The organism is Rhodococcus sp. MEB064, from assembly GCF_000834565.1.
Classification (GTDB): domain Bacteria; phylum Actinomycetota; class Actinomycetes; order Mycobacteriales; family Mycobacteriaceae; genus Rhodococcoides.
On record NZ_JXQS01000036.1, the window covers coordinates 1 to 19,656 of the forward strand.

The 19,656-nt window shown below is 66.1% G+C and carries 20 protein-coding genes; 2 read left to right on the plus strand and 18 right to left on the minus strand.

All coding sequences use genetic code 11. The annotated features are described in order from the left end of the window. Positions 1–176: 176 nt before the first annotated feature. Positions 177–878 carry a pyridoxamine 5'-phosphate oxidase family protein gene (locus RU01_RS15630; RefSeq protein WP_042575615.1) on the minus strand — a complete coding sequence of 234 codons (702 nt, stop codon included), beginning with the start codon at positions 876–878 and terminating at the stop codon, positions 177–179. A 92-nt stretch (positions 879–970) separates the two neighbouring features. Here RU01_RS15630 and pdxR point away from each other — a divergent pair, with 92 nt between their 5' ends. Next, positions 971–2,386, plus strand: a complete 1,416-nt coding sequence (gene pdxR / locus RU01_RS15635) for a MocR-like pyridoxine biosynthesis transcription factor PdxR (RefSeq protein ID WP_042575500.1) — start codon at positions 971–973, stop codon at positions 2,384–2,386. A gap of 25 nt (positions 2,387–2,411) precedes the next feature. Here pdxR and murA read toward each other — a convergent pair whose 3' ends face one another. Continuing rightward, positions 2,412–3,665, minus strand: a complete 1,254-nt coding sequence (gene murA, locus RU01_RS15640) for a UDP-N-acetylglucosamine 1-carboxyvinyltransferase (RefSeq protein WP_042575501.1) — start codon at positions 3,663–3,665, stop codon at positions 2,412–2,414. A gap of 65 nt (positions 3,666–3,730) precedes the next feature. On the opposite strand from murA, the gene RU01_RS15645 reads away from it, so the two are divergent. After that, complete coding sequence (locus tag RU01_RS15645; protein WP_042575502.1) at positions 3,731–4,315, plus strand: cob(I)yrinic acid a,c-diamide adenosyltransferase; 585 nt, start codon at positions 3,731–3,733, stop codon at positions 4,313–4,315. Between the two features lie 9 nt (positions 4,316–4,324). Here the strand turns inward: RU01_RS15645 and RU01_RS15650 are convergent, their stop codons facing one another. The 16 genes from RU01_RS15650 to rho form a co-directional block, all read right to left on the minus strand. After that, the gene (locus RU01_RS15650) at positions 4,325–4,762 is read right to left on the minus strand and encodes a DUF2550 domain-containing protein (RefSeq protein WP_231568735.1); all 438 of its coding nucleotides are present in this window, start codon (positions 4,760–4,762) and stop codon (positions 4,325–4,327) included. Between the two features lie 45 nt (positions 4,763–4,807). Next, positions 4,808–5,176 (minus strand): F0F1 ATP synthase subunit epsilon, encoded by a 369-nt coding sequence (locus RU01_RS15655; RefSeq protein WP_042575504.1) that lies wholly within the window; start codon positions 5,174–5,176, stop codon positions 4,808–4,810. 6 nt (positions 5,177–5,182) lie between these two features. Further along, positions 5,183–6,634, minus strand: coding sequence for a F0F1 ATP synthase subunit beta (gene atpD, locus RU01_RS15660; RefSeq protein ID WP_042575505.1), 1,452 nt, complete (start codon positions 6,632–6,634; stop codon positions 5,183–5,185). A gap of 2 nt (positions 6,635–6,636) precedes the next feature. Next, positions 6,637–7,611 (minus strand): F0F1 ATP synthase subunit gamma, encoded by a 975-nt coding sequence (locus tag RU01_RS15665; RefSeq protein WP_042575506.1) that lies wholly within the window; start codon positions 7,609–7,611, stop codon positions 6,637–6,639. A 35-nt stretch (positions 7,612–7,646) separates the two neighbouring features. Further along, on the minus strand, positions 7,647–9,290 hold the full coding sequence (gene atpA / locus RU01_RS15670) for a F0F1 ATP synthase subunit alpha (protein WP_042575507.1): 1,644 nt from the start codon (positions 9,288–9,290) through the stop codon (positions 7,647–7,649). Positions 9,291–9,402: 112 nt separating this feature from the next. Then, entirely contained in the window at positions 9,403–10,233 is an 831-nt protein-coding gene (locus RU01_RS15675) for a F0F1 ATP synthase subunit delta (protein WP_197074790.1), read from the minus strand. Next, on the minus strand, positions 10,230–10,793 hold the full coding sequence (locus RU01_RS15680) for a F0F1 ATP synthase subunit B (protein WP_042575508.1): 564 nt from the start codon (positions 10,791–10,793) through the stop codon (positions 10,230–10,232). Before RU01_RS15680 ends, RU01_RS15675 begins: the two co-directional genes overlap by 4 nt. 5 nt (positions 10,794–10,798) lie before the next feature. Beyond that, positions 10,799–11,041, minus strand: a complete 243-nt coding sequence (locus RU01_RS15685) for an ATP synthase F0 subunit C (RefSeq protein ID WP_042575509.1) — start codon at positions 11,039–11,041, stop codon at positions 10,799–10,801. A 71-nt stretch (positions 11,042–11,112) separates the two neighbouring features. Next, positions 11,113–11,799: a F0F1 ATP synthase subunit A gene (atpB, locus tag RU01_RS15690; protein ID WP_442970542.1), complete on the minus strand. Its 687-nt coding sequence runs from the start codon at positions 11,797–11,799 to the stop codon at positions 11,113–11,115. A gap of 515 nt (positions 11,800–12,314) precedes the next feature. Then, positions 12,315–12,767, minus strand: coding sequence for a hypothetical protein (locus RU01_RS15695; RefSeq protein WP_042575510.1), 453 nt, complete (start codon positions 12,765–12,767; stop codon positions 12,315–12,317). A gap of 10 nt (positions 12,768–12,777) precedes the next feature. Beyond that, the gene (locus RU01_RS15700) at positions 12,778–13,953 is read right to left on the minus strand and encodes a glycosyltransferase family 4 protein (protein WP_042575618.1); all 1,176 of its coding nucleotides are present in this window, start codon (positions 13,951–13,953) and stop codon (positions 12,778–12,780) included. 32 nt (positions 13,954–13,985) lie between these two features. Beyond that, positions 13,986–14,648 (minus strand): L-threonylcarbamoyladenylate synthase, encoded by a 663-nt coding sequence (locus RU01_RS15705; protein ID WP_042575619.1) that lies wholly within the window; start codon positions 14,646–14,648, stop codon positions 13,986–13,988. A 71-nt stretch (positions 14,649–14,719) separates the two neighbouring features. Further along, a complete protein-coding gene (gene prmC / locus RU01_RS15710; protein WP_042575620.1) occupies positions 14,720–15,601 on the minus strand; it encodes a peptide chain release factor N(5)-glutamine methyltransferase in 882 nt (293 codons plus the stop codon). Between the two features lie 22 nt (positions 15,602–15,623). After that, entirely contained in the window at positions 15,624–16,703 is a 1,080-nt protein-coding gene (prfA, locus tag RU01_RS15715; RefSeq protein ID WP_042575511.1) for a peptide chain release factor 1, read from the minus strand. A gap of 105 nt (positions 16,704–16,808) precedes the next feature. Continuing rightward, positions 16,809–17,042, minus strand: a complete 234-nt coding sequence (gene rpmE / locus RU01_RS15720) for a 50S ribosomal protein L31 (RefSeq protein WP_042575512.1) — start codon at positions 17,040–17,042, stop codon at positions 16,809–16,811. Between the two features lie 160 nt (positions 17,043–17,202). Then, positions 17,203–19,422: a transcription termination factor Rho gene (gene rho / locus RU01_RS15725; RefSeq protein WP_442970537.1), complete on the minus strand. Its 2,220-nt coding sequence runs from the start codon at positions 19,420–19,422 to the stop codon at positions 17,203–17,205. Between the last annotated feature and the right edge of the window lie 234 nt (positions 19,423–19,656).

The window sequence follows — 19,656 nt, forward strand, 5'->3', positions numbered from 1 at the left end:
ACCTCGTTCGCCCAGCCCCTGAAGGCCTTCGGTCGGTGTCCGTGTCGCTCTGACTCGAAGAAAGTTACGCCAGCAGTCGACGTCATGCAAATCGGCAGGTCGGCTGAGCCCGGGACTGCGTTTCTGCAGGTGACGGCACCCGAACCCCTGTAAGTCTGCCAACAGTGCTGCAAGTATCAAACTATGACGCCGCTCACATGTGGCCCGGCGTCTGCTCCCGCTCGGTCCAGGTCGGGCGCCGGCACGGCCGCACCCAGGTGTTCCGAGATGGGGAGGACGCCTGCCCACACTCCCCCTGCCACCACGTCGACGTCGTCGTCGACGGGACCACCTGTCCGCGCCTTGACCGACGCCTCGTACAGCGGCACTGCCACCACACGGGTCGCCGCCAACTCCTTGCGTGTGTTCGCCCGGACCACCTCCGTGCGGCCGGGGACCAGCTTGTTCACGATCAGGTCCAGGGCGACGGCGCGCTCCTCCTCGTCCTCGACCACCCTCGGCGTTCCCCGCACGACAGCACTTCGATAGTTCATCGAGTGGTGGAACGCGGATCGGGCGAGGACGAGGCCGTCGAGCACGGTCACTGTCACGCACACCTCACCCACCACACCGAGGGTCGTGGCGGCTACCGACCCGTGCAGGTAGAGCGTCCCTTCTTGATCGGGCCCGTCGAGGTCGTAGGCGAATGCGGTGGGGACAACCAGTGGCGCACCCTTCACGATCACCCCGAGATGGCACAGCCGTGCTGCCGTCAGAACGTCGACGAGCTCGGAGCGATCGAGCTGCGCCCGAACCCTGTTGCGTCGCAGCGTCGTTCGCGCCGTCGGCGAGAGGGTTTCGGTGTAGGTGGTGTCGGGCACAGTCGCGTTTTCGGTCATGAGCATCAGTCTGCTCGATGATGTGGTCCCCCGTCACGGTCCACTTACGTACTATTTCCCTGAGCCACTTCACGGACGAGAGCAGGAGGCCCATGACGCCGCAGGCACTACCCGTCAGCGTCGACCGATCCTCCTCACGACCACTCCCCCTGCAGATCGCCGACGCCCTGCGGGACGCCATGTCGTCCGGCGTCCTCGCCCCCGGCTCCCGACTCCACTCTACCCGCGCACTTGCATCCGACCTGGGGGTTTCCCGCGGCGTCGTCGATCAGGCCTTCGACCAGTTGGCCGCAGAGGGCTGGACCGAAGGACGTGCGGGGTCCGGGACGTTCGTCGGTTCCGACATACCGGCGCCGACAGCGCCGAGGACTGTCACGTCCAGGCCCTTGCCCGACAGCAGCACTCCGCAGACTCCGTCCATTGCTCTGCGGCCCGGCATCCCCTGGACGCCTCCCTCGGCGACCGCGGCCTGGCGCCGAGCGTGGCGCACTGCCGGGGCGGACACCAGTCCGCACGCGTATCCGGATCCCGCCGGCCCCCTGGCACTGCGGCGCAGCGTCAGTGCCCTGCTCGCACGAGCGCGGGGCTTGACTGCCGAACCCGATCGGCTGGTGATCACGACCGGCGCGACTCATGGACTGACGCTGGCGTTGGCCGCGGTCCGCGACGACGGCTCTGTGGGCAACGACCTGAAACCTGTTCTGGCGATGGAGGATCCGGGATATCGAACGGCGGCATCGGCAGCGATCGCGATGGGATGGACCCTGCACGACGTGCCCGTCGACGCCGGGGGCATGACAGTCGACGCACTCGCCTCGGCGCCCCGCGGCACACGAGCCGTCTACGTCACCCCCTCTCACCAATACCCCACCGGAGGGACGCTCGACGTAGGACGACGCGCAGCTCTCATCGACTTCGCCCGCCGACACGACTCCGTGGTGGTGGAGGACGACTACGACTCCGAATACCGATACGACGTCGCCCCACTACCCGCCCTGGCCCACCTGGATCCCGATCGCGTCGTCTACCTCGGCACCATCGCGAAGACCCTCGGTGCCGGTGTACGCCTGGGGTGGATGGTCGTGCCGGCGGCTCTGGTCCGACCGGTTCTGGACCATCGCGTCGCTGTCGGCGACTTCCCGTCGACACCGCTCTGCACCGCTATGACGTCGCTTCTCGACGACGGCGAATGGGATCGGACAGTACGCGCGGCGCGGCGCCGATATCGCGAACGCGATGCGGCAGTGCGTGATTCGCTGTCCGAGTTCGGTGAGCTGCGAGGACTGGGAGCCGGTATGCACACCACCCTGATCCTGAACCCCGACCGCGCCGAGGCCGTTGCACGCGGCGCCGCGCGGCAGGGTGTGGAGATCCCGACTGTTGCACCGTCCGCTCGAACGAATGTGGGCGTGGGCGGGTTGGTGATCGGTTACGGCCGAGTCGACGAGGCAGAGCTACGCCGGGCACTCGCCGTCCTCGCCGACGAACTACGCCGGCACCGCGACTGACGCACGCCGTCGACCGGACGACGCGTCACTGCACCCGTTCGATATCTCCGCCGAGGCTCTGGAGCTGCTCGACGAATCGGGGATAGCCCCGATCGATGTGGTAGACGTCGTGGACCTCGGTCGTACCGTCGGCCACGAGACCGGCCAGGACCAGTCCCGCTCCGGCGCGGATGTCGGACGACCAGACCGGGGCACTGGACAGGCGCGGCACTCCCCGCACCACGGCATGATGCCCGTCGGTCCGAGCGTCGGCACCCAGCCGGATCATCTCCTCGACGAAGCGGAAGCGTGCCTCGAAGACGTTCTCGGTGATCATCGAGGTACCGTTCGCCACCGCGGCAAGCCCGATAGCCATCGGTTGAAGGTCGGTGGGAAAGCCCGGGAACGGCAGAGTTGCGAAGTTGACGGCGACGGGACGTTCGTCCTGGACCACCCGGAACCCGTCCGGCAGCAACGTGACGGTGGATCCCGCCGACTTCAACTTCTGCAGGACCAACGACAGGTGCTTGGGGTTGACTCCCGTGACGGTCACGTCGCCACAGGTCATCGCCGCCGCGATTCCCCAGGTCGCGGCAACGATACGGTCGCCGATGACACGATGTTCCGTGGGCTTCAGACTCGGGACGCCGATGATGGTGAGCGTGGGACTGCCCGCACCCTCGACGCGAGCACCCATCTTGTTCAGCATCGCGCACAGGTCGGCGATGTCCGGCTCCCGCGCGGCGTTGTCGATCACCGTCTCCCCGTCGGCGAGCACGGCAGCCATCAGGATGTTCTCGGTAGCCCCCACCGACGGAAATGCCAGCCGGATCGTCGCGCCGTGCAATTTCTCGGCTGTCGCGACGACACATCCGTGCTCGATCTCGCTGTGCGCACCGAGCAGGCGAAGTCCCGACTGGTGCATGTCCAGGGGACGCGAACCGATGGCGTCACCACCGGGCAGTGCGACGACCGCCTTCCGACAGCGTGCAACCAGCGGCCCGAGCACACAGACGGATGCGCGGAACTGTCGGACCGCGGCGAAATCCGCGTGGTACTTGGGCTCCGCCGGAGTGGTGATCCGCACGGTGTCCCCGTCGATCTCGACATCGCACCCGAGACCTCGCAACACCTCCGCCATCAACGGAACGTCCAGGATGTCCGGGCAGTTGGTGAGTGTCGTCGTTCCCTCGGCCAGCAACGCCGCGGCCATCAGCTTGAGCACGCTGTTCTTAGCCCCGCCGACGGACACATCGCCGGAAAGACGACTGCCGCCGGTCACCAGGAAACGTTCACTCACGGGGACAAGACTAGAGGCACGGCCGGTCGACGAGTGCATCGGCCGACTGCCGGTACGGTTGCCTGATGGCTGTTCACCTGACGTCGATCTATACCCGGACGGGCGATGACGGGACCACGGGTCTCAGCGACTTCTCCCGAGTGTCGAAGAACGACCCGCGGGTCATCGCCTATGCGGAATGCGACGAGGCCAACGCGGCCATCGGCATGGTTCTCTCCCTGGGATCGCCGCCCGTCGAGGTCGCGGACGTGCTGCGGTCGATCCAGAACGATCTCTTCGACGCCGGCGCCGATCTGTCGACCCCGATTCAGGAGAATCCGCAGTATCCCCCGCTGCGGATCACCGCCGAGTACGTGACGCGACTCGAAGAGTGGTGCGACGACTTCAACGGACGGCTCACGCCGCTGACGTCGTTCGTTCTTCCCGGCGGTACTGCCGCGTCGGCACTGATGCACAACGCACGCACGATCACTCGTCGGGCCGAGCGAGCGGCATGGGCGGCTGTCGACGCACACCCGGACACCACGGGAACTCTGCCCGCCACATATCTGAACAGGCTGTCCGATCTGCTGTTCATCCTCGGGCGCATCACGAATCCCGATGGGGACGTGTTGTGGAAGCCCGGGGCCAACAGACCGACCGAAGAGTGACGCGACCGATCAGGACGTGCCGCAGCCTCCGGGGAACTGGCGCTGCGAACGGCCGGACGGCCGCGATTCCAGCCAGGACGTGAATGCCGTGAACGCGCCGCGTTCGAACGCGATCTCGTAACGCCGCTCGCCGGCTTCGAGCGACACGACGGCGATCTCGTCGCTCATGATGTCGCGCTCGGATCGCTCCGGACGACGACGATCGCCCAACACCAAGGTCTGGCGGGGCATCCGACGATCGGGTCCCGGTCGCAGACTCGACAATTTGTAGAACAGCAGCACGTCGTCCCCGTATCGGACGATGCCGTGCCGCCACCCGCTGCCCTCGGACGCCGGAATCGACCGCAGAATCACAGCGGTACCCCCTCGCCGCAGAATGACGAGACGGTACAGGAAAGCCGCGGCGAGCCCTCCGAGCAGCACGACCAGAACGACAAGCACTGTCATCCAGGACGCCATCTCTTCGGAACCCGCCGCGGCTGTCTGTGGAACCTAGGCCCGCTCGACCGCGCGGACACGTCCGCGAGCGATCGCGAGCGCCTCCTCGTCGTCGGAACCCTCGGACAACACGGACCGTGCTGCCTCGACATCGATGTCCTCGGCGAACTCCGCCGACTCAGCGAGGATCGTGACGGTCTTACCCGTCACCGACAGGAAGCCACCGTGCACAGCAGCCACACGACGCTCACCGTCGGTCGTGGTGATCGCGACGGTGCCGCCCTCGATCAGCTGACCGAGAACCGGCTCGTGACCGGCCATGATGCCGATCTCGCCCTCGGTGGTCTGCGCGCTGACCAGCGTGGCCGTTCCCGACCACAACCGCTCTTCGACGGCCACCAGTTCGACATCCATCTCAGCCATTGCCGACTACTTTCCGGAGATCTTCTTGGCTGCGGCCTCGACGTCGTCGAGTCCACCGCAGCTGTTGAAGGCCTGCTCGGGAAGGTGGTCGTACTCGCCCTTGGTGACCTTGTCGAATGCCTCGATGGTGTCCGAGAGCGAGACGACGGAACCCTCTTCACCGGTGAACTTCTCGGCGACGATGAAGTTCTGGCCGAGGAACTTCTCCAGACGACGGGCACGGGACACCGTGACCTTGTCCTCTTCGGAGAGCTCGTCCATACCGAGGATGGCGATGATGTCCTGCAGTTCCTTGTACTTCTGCAGGATGCGCTTGACCTCGTTGGCGACGCGGAAGTGCTCGTCACCGACGATCGACGCCTCCAGGATGCGCGAGGTGGACGTCAGCGGATCGACAGCCGGGTAGATACCCTTCTGCGAAATCGGACGCGACAGCTCGGTGGTGGCATCGAGGTGGGCGAAGGTCGTCGCCGGTGCGGGGTCGGTGTAGTCGTCGGCGGGCACGTAGATGGCCTGCAGAGACGTGATGGAACGACCACGCGTCGAGGTGATGCGCTCCTGGAGCTCACCCATCTCGTCGGCGAGTGTGGGCTGGTAGCCCACGGCGGACGGCATACGACCGAGAAGCGTCGAGACCTCGGAGCCGGCCTGCGTGAACCGGAAGATGTTGTCGATGAAGAGCAACACGTCCTGGTTCTGCACATCGCGGAAGTACTCGGCCATGGTGAGGGCCGAGAGCGCGACGCGCATACGCGTGCCGGGCGGCTCGTCCATCTGGCCGAACACCAGGGCGGTGTCCTGCAGAACGCCCATCTCCTCCATCTCGAGGTGGAGGTCGGTGCCCTCACGGGTGCGCTCACCGACGCCGGCGAACACCGACGTGCCGGAGAACTCACGAGCGATACGGGTGATCATCTCCTGGATGAGCACGGTCTTGCCGACGCCTGCGCCGCCGAACAGACCGATCTTTCCGCCCTTGACATACGGGGTGAGGAGGTCGATGACCTTGATGCCGGTCTCGAGGATCTCGGTCTTGCCCTCGAGCTGGTCGAAGGCTGGGGGCTTGCGGTGGATGCCCCACTGCTCGCCGTCGCGGCCGAGACCGGGGCTGTCGAGGCAGTCACCGAGGGCGTTGAACACGTGGCCCTTGACGACGTCTCCGACAGGAACGGAAATCGGCTTGCCGGAGTCGCGCACGGGGGTACCGCGCACCAGTCCGTCGGTGGGCTGCATCGACACGGTGCGCACCAGGTTGTCGCCGAGGTGCTGCGCGACCTCGAGCGTCAGCGTCTTGGCGACGGCCTTCAGCTCGATCTCGGCGTGCAACGCATTGAACAGTGCGGGGATGGACCCGCGCGGGAATTCGATGTCGACGACGGGACCGATGACGCGCACGACGCGCCCGTTCTCGGACGACTTGGCGCCGGAACCCGTGCTATCGGTTACTGCTGCGGTCATGTTCAGTCTCTTCCTGAGCTCGCGGCAAGCGCGTCGACGCCGCCGACGATCTCGCTGATTTCCTGGGTGATCTGAGCCTGGCGTGCCTGGTTGGCCTGGCGTGACAGGGCATTGACCAGATCGTTGGCATTGTCCGTCGCGGCCTTCATCGCCGTACGACGGGCAGCCGATTCGGATGCAGCCGCGTCGAGCAGTGCGGCGTAGATGCGGGTGCTGATGTACTTCGGCAGCAACGCGGACAGGAGAGTGTCCGCCTCCGGCTCGAAGTCGTACTGCGCCGTGACCTCGGTGGAGGACTTGGAGTCGCTGAGCATGTCTGCACCCAGTTCGATCTCCTCGTCGTTGAAGTCGATCTCCAACGGAGCCATCCGTCGGACGGTGGGCTTGAGCGACAGCATCGACACGAACGTGGTGTAGACGATGTGCAACTCGTCGACGCCCTCGACGGTGCCTTCACCGTTGGGGGCCTCGATCTCGTCGCCCGAGCCGGCCATGAACAGCTGCACCAGGTGCTTCGCGGCCTTGGCGGCATCGCCGTAGGTCGGCTGCTGCGAGAACCCGGTCCACGCACCCTTGACGTCGCGGTCGCGGAATGTGTAGTACGTCAAGCCCTTACGGCCCAGGACGTAGATGACCGGTTCCTTGCCCTCGGACTTGAGCAGCTGCTGGAGCTCCTCCGCCTCGCGCAGGATGTTCGAGTTGTATCCACCGCACTGACCCGAGTCACTGGTGACGACGAGTACCGCGGCACGCTTCGGCTCCGACCGCTCGGTGAGCAGCGGATGGTCGAGCGAACCCGACGCACTGGCCAGGGCCGAGAGCACCTTCGTGATCTCGGTGGCGTACGGCTTGGACGCCGCGACGCGTGCCTGCGCCTTGGTGATGCGCGACGTGGCGATCAGTTCCTGCGCCTTGGTGATCTTCTTGATCGAGTTCGTCGATCTGATCCGGGAGCGCAACTCACGAATGCTGGGCATCTGTCACCTCACTCCCTGCTCGAAGGTAAGCCGCATCACTTGCTGACAGTCTTGCGGTTGACGGTGACCTTCTCCTGGTCGACCTCGCCCTTGTCCAATGCCTCGGCCTCGGCCTCGTTGACGATGCGCTCGCCCGACGAGGTGAGGAAGCCCTGCTTGAACTCGTCCGTCGCCTTGGTCACGGCGTCGGCAGCCTCGTCCTTGAGCACCTTGCCGCCGGAGATGGCGTCGAAGGCGCTCGAGGCGTTGCGGTGCAGATCCTCGAGGAGCTCGCGGTTGAAGCGGCGAACGTCCTCGACGGGGACGGTGTCGTAGTAGCCGGCGTCGACGAGGTAGATCGAGACGATCTGGTCCTCGACGGAGACGGGGCTGTACTGGTCCTGCTTGAGCAGCTCGACCCAGCGCGCACCGCGCTCGAGCTGAGCCTTGGACGCAGCGTCGAGGTCCGATGCGAAGGCGGAGAACGCCTCCAGCTCACGGAACTGAGCCATTTCCAGACGCAGCGAACCGGCGACCTTCTTCAGACCCTTGGTCTGCGCCGCGCCACCGACGCGGGACACCGAGGTGCCGACGTTGATCGCGGGACGGACACCCTTGTTGAACAGGTCGGACTCGAGGAAGACCTGGCCGTCGGTGATGGAGATGACGTTGGTCGGGATGAAGGCCGAGATGTCGTTGGCCTTGGTCTCGATGAGCGGCAGACCGGTCATCGAACCGCCACCGAGCTCGTCGGACAGCTTCGCGCAACGCTCCAGCAGACGGGAGTGCAGGTAGAACACGTCACCCGGGTATGCCTCGCGGCCCGGCGGGCGACGCAGCAGCAGGGAGATGGTGCGGTAGGCCTCGGCCTGCTTCGTCAGATCGTCGAACACGATCAGAACGTGCTTGCCCTGGTACATCCAGTGCTGGCCGAGGGCCGAACCGGTGTACGGGGCGAGCCACTTGAAGCCGGCGGAGTCGGATGCGGGAGCCGCGACGATGGTCGTGTACTCCATGGCGCCGTGCTCGTCCAGGGCGGACTTGACGCCCGCGATGGTCGAACCCTTCTGACCGATGGCGACGTAGATGCAGCGCACCTGCTTGTCGGCGTCGCCGGACTCCCAGTTGGCCTTCTGGTTGATGATGGCGTCGACGCAGACGGCGGTCTTGCCCGTCTTGCGGTCGCCGATGATCAGCTGACGCTGGCCACGACCGATCGCGGTGAGGGCGTCGATGGCGGTGATGCCGGTGGCGAGGGGCTCCTCGACGGGCTGACGCTCGAGGACCGATGCTGCCTGGAGCTCGAGGACACGCTGCTCGTTGGACTCGATGTCGCCGAGGCCGTCGATGGGCTTGCCCAGCGGATCGATGACGCGACCGAGGAAGTTGTCACCGACGGGGACCGAGAGGACCTCGCCCGTGCGCTTGACTTCCTGGCCTTCTTCGATGTCCTGGTAATCACCGAGGATGACGGCGCCGATCTCGCGATCGTCCAGGTTCAGGGCCACGCCGAGAATGCCGCCGGGGAACTCCAGCAGCTCGTTCGACATAGCCGACGGAAGACCCGTGACGTGAGCGATGCCATCGCTCGTGTCGGACACCAGACCGACCTCTTCACGAGAGGACTCCGGTGCGTAGTTCGCCGTGTAGCTCTCGATTGCGCTACGGATCTCGTCGGAGGAGATCGTCAACTCCGCCATGTTTTCCTGCTCTCACTGTTCTGGTTGTTCCGTGTCCGGGCCGGATGAGCGGCCGCGTCGCGGAACGTGGGTGGGACGTGCGTACCGAACTAGGTGGTGCGGTGTTCTCTGATCACCTGAGCGATTTTCTCAAGGATGCGAGACGGCCCGCACCGCTGCCGTCGATGACTTCGTCGCCGACACGGACGACCAATCCGCTCAGGAGTTCCGGATCGACCTCGACGTGGACGGTCACGGACTTGCCGTAGATACCTTCCAGCGTGGACGTGAGCCGGGCGACCTGGTCGGCGCTCAACTCGGTGCTGCTGCGGACGTGAGCGACCTCTTTGTCACGGCGGGTAGCCGCGAGCGCGGACAGTTCGCCGAACACCGTCGCCGGTGCCACACCGCGCAACCGGCCGACCGCCTGGACGGCGAGCGCCTCGGTGATCGCGGTGACCTTGCCGTAGAGCAACGTCGACAGGAGTGAGCCCGACGCCTCGGCCGGCTTGGAGCGATCCGACAGCGCCTGCTCGAGAGCAGGATCGCCGGCGATGATGCGTCCGAGCCGGAACAGCTCGTCCTCCACGGTGCCCACCTGGTCCTGATCCTGCGCGGCACGCAGGAGGGATTCACGGCCCAGGAGTACGAGCGAGTCGGTGAGGTCACGTGCCGACGACCAGTTCTGAGCGACTGCTGCCTGGAGGGCAGCGGTAGCGGCCGAGCCGATCTTGCCGTCGAACAACTTCCCCGCCAGCGCACGTCGCGCGTCGGGTGCTGCCGACGCGTCGGCCAGCGCTGCGCGCAACGGACGCTGTCCGTCGAGCACGGTCACGACACCGAACAGATCGGAGCCGGCGCCCGCCGCGGCGGACGTCGGATCCGAGGCCGAATCGAGCTCGGAGGCGAGGACCGTCCGGGCCTCGGCGAGAGCTTCACGACTCGCTGCGTACATGGTGCTCACTTCCCGCTTGCGGAATCTGCGCCGACAGAATCGAGTTCGTCGAGGAACCGATCGATCGTCCCGGCGCGCTTGACGTCGTCGGACAGCTGCTCGCCGATGACCTTCTCGGCCAGTTCGACAGCCGTACGGCCGAGGTCGGAGCGCAGTTCGGTGACGATCTGCTGACGCTGAGCCGCGAGCTGCTGGTGGCCGGAAGCCACGATGCGGTCGCTCTCGGCCTGTGCACTGGTCTTCATCTCCGCGAGGATCTGCTGGCCCTGTGTGCGTGCGTCTTCACGGATCTTGGCGGCTTCCTGGCGTGCATCGGCCAGCTGGGCGCGGTACTGCTCGAGCGCCTCCTTGGCTTCTGCCTGCGCCTCTTCTGCGCGCTTGATCCCGCCTTCGATCTTCTCCGACCGCTCCGAGAGCACCGTCTGGAAACGTGGGAGCACGTACTTCCAGAAGAAGAACCCGATGACGGCGATGCAGACCGCAGACCAGACGATGTCGTAGATCTCGGGGATCAGAGGATTGATGTCCTCTTCCCCCTCTGTCGCTGCGAGGACTGCGAATGTCGACATGGCGATCAGAAAATGAAGCCGGCGACGAGGCCGATCAGCGCGAGGGCCTCGGTGAACGCGATACCGAGGAACATGTTGGTACGGATCTGGCCGCTGAGCTCGGGCTGACGGGCGATGCCCTCGATGGCCTTACCGACCACGATGCCCACGCCGATGCCGGGGCCGATCGCTGCGAGGCCGTAACCGATGGCTCCGTAGCCTCCGCCGGTGATTTCCTGTGCTTCCTGCGCGAGGTAGCTGAGGCTCATTGTGTTTCGTTCCCTTTCTGTTGCCCACGACCGGACGGCAGCGGGTCAGGTTCTGTCGAGTGGTAGGTGGGTCAGTGAGAGTCGGCGTGCAGAGCGAGGTCTATGTAGACCGCGGTCAGCAATGCGAAGACGTAGGCCTGCAGGAAGATGACCAGCAGCTCGAACAGCGTGAAGCCGAATCCTGCGACCAACGAGAACAGTCCGAAGACCTTCATGCCGGTCGCCGCTTCGAAGAAGAAGAACTGCGTCGCGCTGAAGAACAGCACCAGCATGATGTGGCCGGCGAGCATGTTGGCCATGAGTCGCACCGTCAAGGTGAACGGGCGAAGAATGAAGGTCGAGATGAACTCGATCGGAATCAGCAGCAGGTGGAGCGCGATCGGGACGTTGGGGACCACGATGCTGCTCTTCACGTACTTGAAGAAGCCGTACTTCTTGATGCCGACGTAGTTGAAGACCACGTACGCCAGCGCCGCGAGCACGATGGGCATACCCACTCGTGCGTTCGAGGAGATGTTGATGAAGGGAATGACGCCCGAGAAGTTGAGGAAGAGCACCGCGAAGAAGATGGTCGCGATGACGGGCAGGAATCGCTTGCCCTGTTCCTTGCCCAGTACCTCGTCGGCGATCTGATCCTTGACGAAGCCCAGGGCCATCTCACCGACGTTCTGGATACCGCGAGGCACGATCTTCGGGCTGCGCATCGCGAGGCTGAAGAAGGCGAGCAGCACGACCGTCATCAGGATGCGGACCAACATCAACCGATCGAGTTCGAACGGGGTGCCCTCGAACAGGACGGCCGGTGGGAAAAAGTCGGTCAATGACGGCGGATGGAACTCCGCGGCCAGGTTGGTGACGCTCAGCGGTCTCTCCCGTGTTCGGCCGCAGGCGAAGGACACCCACGGTTCGATCGGACATATGGCGGTCGGGCACGATCGGGCTCGGACGAACTAGCAAGTCGACTCGGGTCGGCTCGAGTAGTCGTCAGCCGCGAAGGGCCATGATGGCCCCGCGTCTGTCGGGTGTCGGCGACTTCGTCGACTCGGTGACGTAACGCCGTCCGGGCGCTCCATCGTCGTGTCCACACTCTCACATGGGCTGCACAACAGGAAACGGCTCCGGTGACGTCGATCACCTGCAAGAACCGTCCCGCACGCAACAATTGTGTCCGTTACGCCCGGTAAGCCCTTGCTCGAAGTGGAACTTTATCAACACAATGCCGTGCGCTGCGTCGGGGGTGGTTCCGACGGAGACTCTACTACAAAAGGTCGTACTACTCGACGTCCGAGTCGGGGTCCCCCGCGGGCGAATCGACGTACGGAACACGCTGACGGAAGATGCCGTACATCTCCGCGCCGAGCACGATCACCAGGGCCGCGAGCACCACGATGCCCAGCGTCGGCCGGTTGTAGAAGTCCATTCCCCGGAGCAGCCCGAGCACGATGACGGCGATCAACATCTTGACGATCCAGCCGCCGAGAAGCACCGCGCCCACAGCGGTGGGCTGCAATTTCGCCGACAGCAGCACCGACACCGCGGTCGCCAGGATGAACAGACCGCCCACGGCGGAACCGAGTAGCGCGCCCCACAGACCCTCCAGGCCTGCAGCCAGGACGGCGACGACCGACGCGACGACGGCGAGCGCGATCAACGCGATCACCCCGTAGCGGACGGCGGCGCGCAACGGTGCGGTCGAGGACGGAATCGGCGAGGGCGAGAAAGTCACGGCGTGAAGGCTACCGGCGCCGCGGGTCGCGGATGGACGGCACGGCCGTGACGACCAAGGCGAAGACCAGCCCTCCGGCCAGCAGGAGAACCACGATGCGCCGGTCTATCAACGACGCGCCGACCGCTCCGAAGGCCAGGACCCCGACCCACAAGTAGATGAGCAGGACGACTCGTCGGTGCGAGTGGCCGATCTGCAGCAGACGGTGGTGCAGGTGCATCTTGTCCGGGCTGAAGGGGCTGCGACCTGCGCGTGTGCGTCGGACGATCGCGAGGAGGAGGTCGAGGATCGGGATGAACGTGATGGCGCCGACCAGGAGCAACGGCGTCAGCAGACCGAGAAGATCGCGTGTTCCGTACGCGCTGAGACTGATCCGGCCCGACGCGCTGGTCGCGACGGTGGCCAGCATGAGTCCGATGACCATGGAACCCGAATCGCCCATGAAGATCCGTGCCGGCTGGAAGTTGTGTGGCAGAAATCCCAGGCAGGCGCCGGCCAGTGCGGCGGCGATCATGGCCGGTGGGTACGCGCTCACGTCGCCGCCCTGCTCGTGCAGAAGACCGACGGAGAAGATGCAGATGGCCACGGCGGCGATCAGACCGACACCCGCGGCAAGGCCGTCGAGACCGTCGATGAAGTTCATCGCGTTGATCATCACCACGGCGATGAGCACCGTGACCAGACCTGCCTGGAGTTGGTCGAGGATCAGCGTCGACCCCTCGCCCCACGGCAGGTAGAGCAGGTACCAACTGACACCCATCAACACCAGCACACCCGCTGCGGTGACCTGGCCGGCGAACTTGGTCAGCGCGTCCAGTCCCCACCGATCGTCGACGATGCCGACGGCGACGATGATCGCGCCGGAGACCAGTGCCGCCTGCACGTCGGTGGTGAACTCGAAACCGCGCGTCAGCGCCGGCAGCTTCTGCGCGAAGAGCAGCGCGACCAGCAGACCGAGGTAGATACCGATGCCGCCGAGCCGCGGCGTCGGCGTCACGTGGACATCGCGTTCGCGTGGGATGGCGACGGCACCGAACTTCAGCGCGACGATGCGGACCGCGCCTGTGACAAGGAACGTGACGACGGCCGCCGTCAGCATCACCAGCAGCAGCTCACGGATGGGAACGCCGGCTCCGCCGTCCGACTGCGCCAGCAGCGCACTCGTGTGCGCGGGCGCCGCCGTCAGCACGGACGGACCGCGGTCGACGCCGTCATGCGTCAGGCGCTTCCGGCGACGAGCGACTCCGCGGGAACGCCGAGAACCTCGGCGATCTCGGAGGTCGACACGGCGCCGACCCGGAGGATGCGAGGAGTGTCCCCGGTGAGGTCGACGATGGTCGACGCGAGAGCGTGTTCGGCGGGGCCACCGTCGAGGTAGACCGCTGCCGATCCGCCCAACTGCGCCTGAGCGTCCGCTGCCGTGACCGCGGGGGGTCGACCGGAGATGTTCGCGCTCGACACCGCGAGGGGGCCGACGGTGCGCAGCAACTCCAGCGCGACCGGATGCAGGGGCATGCGCAACATGACGGTTCCGCGGGCGTCACCGAGGTCCCATGCCAGCGACGGCGCCTGATGCACGACGAGACTCAATGCCCCGGGCCAGAACGCGCGGATGAGGTCGCGCGCGGCCTGCCGCACGCCCAGGACCAGCCCGTCGATGGTGTGCCACGACCCGACCAGAACCGGAACAGGCATGTCCCGACCTCGTCCCTTCGCCCGGAGCAGGTCGGTGACAGCACTGCTGTCGAAAGCGTCCGCAGCGAGGCCGTAGACGGTGTCGGTCGGCATCACGACCAGTCGGCCGGACGACAACGCGCGGTGCGCGGCATCGAGACCTGCCGCGCGAGAGGCGGAATCGGAGCAGTCGTAGACGGTGGACACCCGGCCCATCTTGCCACTGAGCCTCTCCGACCACGGCGGGCCGGTGAGCGGTGTCGAAACGTTCCGATCGGTCAGGTTGCCCGGCGACGTCGACGCGCGACGACGAAGCGAGGACGATCCGCCAGATCACGGTGCTGCGAGACGTCGCCGAACACCGCGCGTCGCTCCATGAGATCGACGACCCGATCGCCGTGCGAGTCGTCGTGCTCGATGCCCACTCCCCCGTCGATCGAGAGCCACCGGGCGATGTTCGCGACCATCGGCTCGATGACCGAGAGGCCGTCGGCTCCTCCGAACAGTGCGATGTGGGGATCGTGGTCGACGACCTCCGGATCCAGTGCCGCCCCGTCCGGTATGTAGGGCGGATTGGCGACGATCAGATCGACGGTGCCGTCGAGTTCCGTCAGAAGGGTCCGGTCCGTCACGTCGCCGTGGTGCAACGTGATCGGTGTGTCCCCGTCGGAGGCACGGAGATCGGCATTGCGCCGGGCCCATGCCAAGGCGTGCGGATCCTTCTCGACGGCGTGGACGACGGCGTCGGGGCGGGCATGCGCGATCGCCAGCGCCAACGCCCCGCTCCCCGTGCACAGATCCAGCACGACCGGCGGGTGCCGTCCAGCGGACTCGAGGAAGGCCAGCGCCCATGCGAGAAGTAGCTCCGTCTCGGGCCGCGGCACGAACACGCCGGGACCGACCTCGACGTCGATCTCACCGAGCGGAGAGGTACCGATGATGTGCTGCAACGGGATTCGCTTCGCCCGTTGCGCGACGGTGGCGCGATAGGCCTCCGCGATCTCCGGCTCGACCAACGGCGTCAGACCGAGTCGACCGCGAGGAACCGACAGAAGATGCGACGCGAGAAGTTCCGCGTCCACTCGTGGACTGGGGACACCGGCCTCGGTCAGCACACGGGTTGCCTCGAGAATGGCCAGACGTAACGGAACGCGACTCACGTCCGTCAGCATCGCACCCGGGTCACTCGGCCTGGAGACGCGCCTGCCTGTCCGCGGCCGCGAGCGCGTCCAGCAGAGCGTCCATGTCGCCGTCCAGCACCGCGTCGAGGTTGTGCGACTTGAACCCGATGCGATGGTCCGTGATGCGGTTCTCGGGGAAGTTGTAGGTCCGGATGCGCTCGGAACGGTCCACCGTACGAACCTGACTCGCACGCCCGGCCGCGGCTTCCTTGTCCGCCGCTTCCTCCGCCGCGGCCTGCAGCCGTGACGCGAGCACCTGCATCGCGCGCGCCTTGTTCTGCAGCTGCGAACGCTCGTTCTGGCAGGTGACGACGATGCCCGTCGGCAGATGGGTGATGCGGACGGCCGAGTCCGTCGTGTTGACGCCCTGACCACCCTTGCCCGAGGACCGGTAGACGTCGATACGCAGATCCGTCTCGTCGATCTGGACGGCCTCGACCTCGTCCTGCTCGGGGTAGATCAGGACACCCGCCGCAGACGTATGCACGCGGCCCTGCGACTCGGTGACGGGAACGCGCTGCACGCGGTGGACACCGCCCTCGAACTTGAATCGCGACCACACCCCGTCGGCGGTGTCGGTGCGGGCCTTGATCGACAACGTCGCTTCCTTGTACCCGCCCAGATCGGAGATGTTCGCGTCGAGAATCTCCACGCGCCACCCGTGTCGCTCGGCGTAGCGCACGTACATACGCGCGAGATCCGCGGCGAACAACGCGGACTCTTCGCCGCCCTCCCCGGACTTGACCTCGAGCACGACGTCGTCGGCGTCGTGGGGGTCGCGAGGAGCCAACAGATCGGTGAGCGCAGTGTCCAGCTGCAGCACGGTCGCCTCGAGGGCAGGGATCTCGGCGGCGAAACTCGCGTCGTCGGCGGCCAACTCACGCGCGGCCTCGAGATCGTCCCTGGCGGCGGCGAGTTTGGCGTGCACGCTCATGATCGGGGCGAGTTGCGCGAACCGCTTACCGGCGCGGCGGGCGGCAGCGGGGTCGTCGTGCAGGGAGGGGTCGGACAGGTCGCGCTCGAGTCCGGCGTGCTCCGCCAGGATGTCGTCGATCGCGGACGGTGTCGCGGAGGCGGCCACGGTGTTCTCCCTGTCGAACCCTGAATGAAGACTGTGCAAGAAATGGTGCGGAAACGACCGACGCCCGCTCCGAGAAGAATCTCGGAACGGGCGTCGGTGTGAGAGCTAGCTGTCTGCGTCGGCCTTCTTGCCGGCGCGCTTGCCGTAGCGAGCCTCGAAGCGTGCAACGCGGCCGCCCGTGTCGAGGATCTTCTGCTTGCCCGTGTAGAACGGGTGGCACTGCGAGCAGACCTCGACGTTGATGCGATCCGCCGAGTTGGTGCTGTGCGTCTCGAAAGTATGTCCGCAGCCACAGACGACGGTTGTCGCCGTGTACTCGGGGTGGATTCCTGCCTTCATGGGTGTCCCTTTCATGGTCGCCGGGTCGCCTCGACTGTCGAGTGCGTGAACCGGAACCGGACTCGGCCGTTCAGTATGCCAGAGCCACTCTCTGCCCTGGTAATCGTCTCAACGTCGGTGAGGAGGCTGCGTATTCCTCACCGACGTCGAGTGCTGTCCGTCAGTCGTTCGACGAACCGGGAGCGGTCTTCGAGACTTCCATCAGGAATTCGAGATTGTTCTTGCTCTTCTTGAGCCGGTCGACCAGAAGGTCGATCGCCTGGTGCGAATCCAGACCCGACAACACGCGACGCAGCTTGTGCACCACGGCGGCCTCGTCGGGCGCCAGCAGCAACTCGTCGTGACGTGTGCTCGACGGGTTGATGTCGACGGCCGGGAACACGCGACGCTCGGCGATCTTGCGATCGAGCTTGAGCTCCGCGTTACCGGTGCCCTTGAACTCCTCGAAGATGACCGTGTCGCCGGTGGAGCCGGTCTCGACCATGGCGGTCGCGATGATCGTGAGCGATCCGCCGTGCTCGATGTTGCGGGCTGCACCCAGGAAACGCTTCGGCGGGTAGAGCGCGGTCGAGTCGACACCACCGGACAGGATGCGGCCCGATGCCGGCGAGCTGTTGTTGTATGCGCGACCCAGACGGGTGATCGAGTCCAGCAGCACGACGACATCGCGGCCGTCCTCGACCAGTCGCTTCGCCCGCTCGATGGCGAGCTCCGCCACCGAGGTGTGATCGCCCGGCGGGCGGTCGAACGTCGAGGCGATGACTTCGCCCTTGACGCTGCGCTGCATGTCCGTGACTTCCTCGGGACGCTCGTCCACGAGGATGACCATCAGGTAGCACTCCGGGTTGTTGATCGCGATCGCGTTGGCGATGCTCTGCAACACGCTGGTCTTACCGGCCTTGGGCGGGCTCACGATCAACGCGCGCTGGCCTTTGCCGATGGGCATGACCAGGTCGATGATGCGCGTGGTCAGGATGTTCTGTTCCGTCTCGAGGCGCAGTCGCTGGTTCGGGTACAGCGGTGTCAGCTTGTTGAACTCGGCGCGCTTACGCGTGCCGTCCGGCGCCGCACCGTTGACCGTGTCCAGCCGCACCAGCGGATTGAACTTCTGACGCGCACCGTTCTGCTCACCCTCGCGAGCGACCCGCACCGCACCGGTCAGCGCGTCACCGCGACGCAAACCGTTGCGACGCACCATGTTCATCGACACGTACACGTCGTTCGGTCCCGCGAGGTATCCCGAGGTCCGGACGAAGGCGTAGTTGTCCAGGACGTCGAGAATTCCGGCGACGGGCTGCAACACGTCGTCGTCACGAAGTTCGGGCTCGCGCTCGCGGTCGCGCTGGTTGCCGCCGCCGTCGGGGGCACCGTCACGATCGCGTCCACGGCGACGCTCACGGAAGCGACGACCTCTGCGGCCGCGGCCCTCGCCGTCCTCGTCTCCCCGATTGTCGTCACGGGGTCCGTTGTCGCGCGGACCCTGGTTGCGGTCACCCTGGTTGCGATCGCGGTCGCTGCGATCATTGCCCTGGTTCCGGTCACCCTGGTTCCGGTCGTTGCGATCGTTGCCCTGGTTGCGATCGCCCTGGTTGCGGTCGCCCTGGTTCTGGTTGCGGTCGTTCTGATTGTTCTGATTGCGACCCTGACGCTCGCGACGGGGACGCTCACCGTTCTGACGGTCACCCTGGGCACCGTCGTTCTGGCCGTTGTCGCCCTGGTTGCGGTCGCCCTGATTGCGGTCGGCCTGGTTGCGATCACCCTGGTTGCGATCACCCTGGTTGCGATCACCCTGGTTGCGATCACCCTGGTTGCGATCGGCCTGCTGGCGGTCGTTCCGGTTGTCCGTCTCCGACGGCGCGTCGGCGACGGGAGCGGTAGCCGGCGCGTCGGAGGCGGCGGGTGCCGAGGCACCGTTCTCGGACGTGTCGGACGTCGACTCGGCGGCACCCGCGCGGCGGGTCGCTCCTCGGCGGCTACGCGTGCGGCGCGGCCCCTCGGAGTCGTCGGTGCCCTGGCGCGAATCCGTCGACTCGGGCGACGAGGTCGGTGTCGAGTCGACGGGCGCCTTCTCGGCGGGCGGGGCGGACTCGACGGCAGGTGTGCCGGAGTCGGTTCGTTCGGGGGCGGCAGATCGGCTCACCCGCGGCGCGCGCGACGGCGCCTCGGTGGCGGCAGCCGAGGCAGGGACCTGCTTCGACTGGATTGCGGCGACCAGGTCGCCCTTGCGCATACCGGAGACTCCCTTGATCCCGAGTTCGGAGGCGAGGCCCCTGAGTTCGGTCAACACCATCCCGGACAGTCCGGCGCCGCGACGCGCGGACGTGCGCGAACGGGTCTCGGATTGCGGTGCAGGCGCAGTAGTCAAATCCGTATCGGTCACGGAGGTCCTTTCCTTCCCTCGCGCGCCAGGTGCGCAGATCGAGGGTTCGTCCCGCAGTTCGACTCGCATGTCGAACTCGGATGCCGCGTACGTTCGCGTCGCACAGAAGAGCGAAGGCTGATCCAGGATGTGACATCACTGGTGACCGTGACACCGATCCGAGAGGAGTGCGGCGCCGTCGGAGCAGGAGGCCGGAAAGAAATGCCCTGGAGAAATCGGCGCTGACTGCGCACG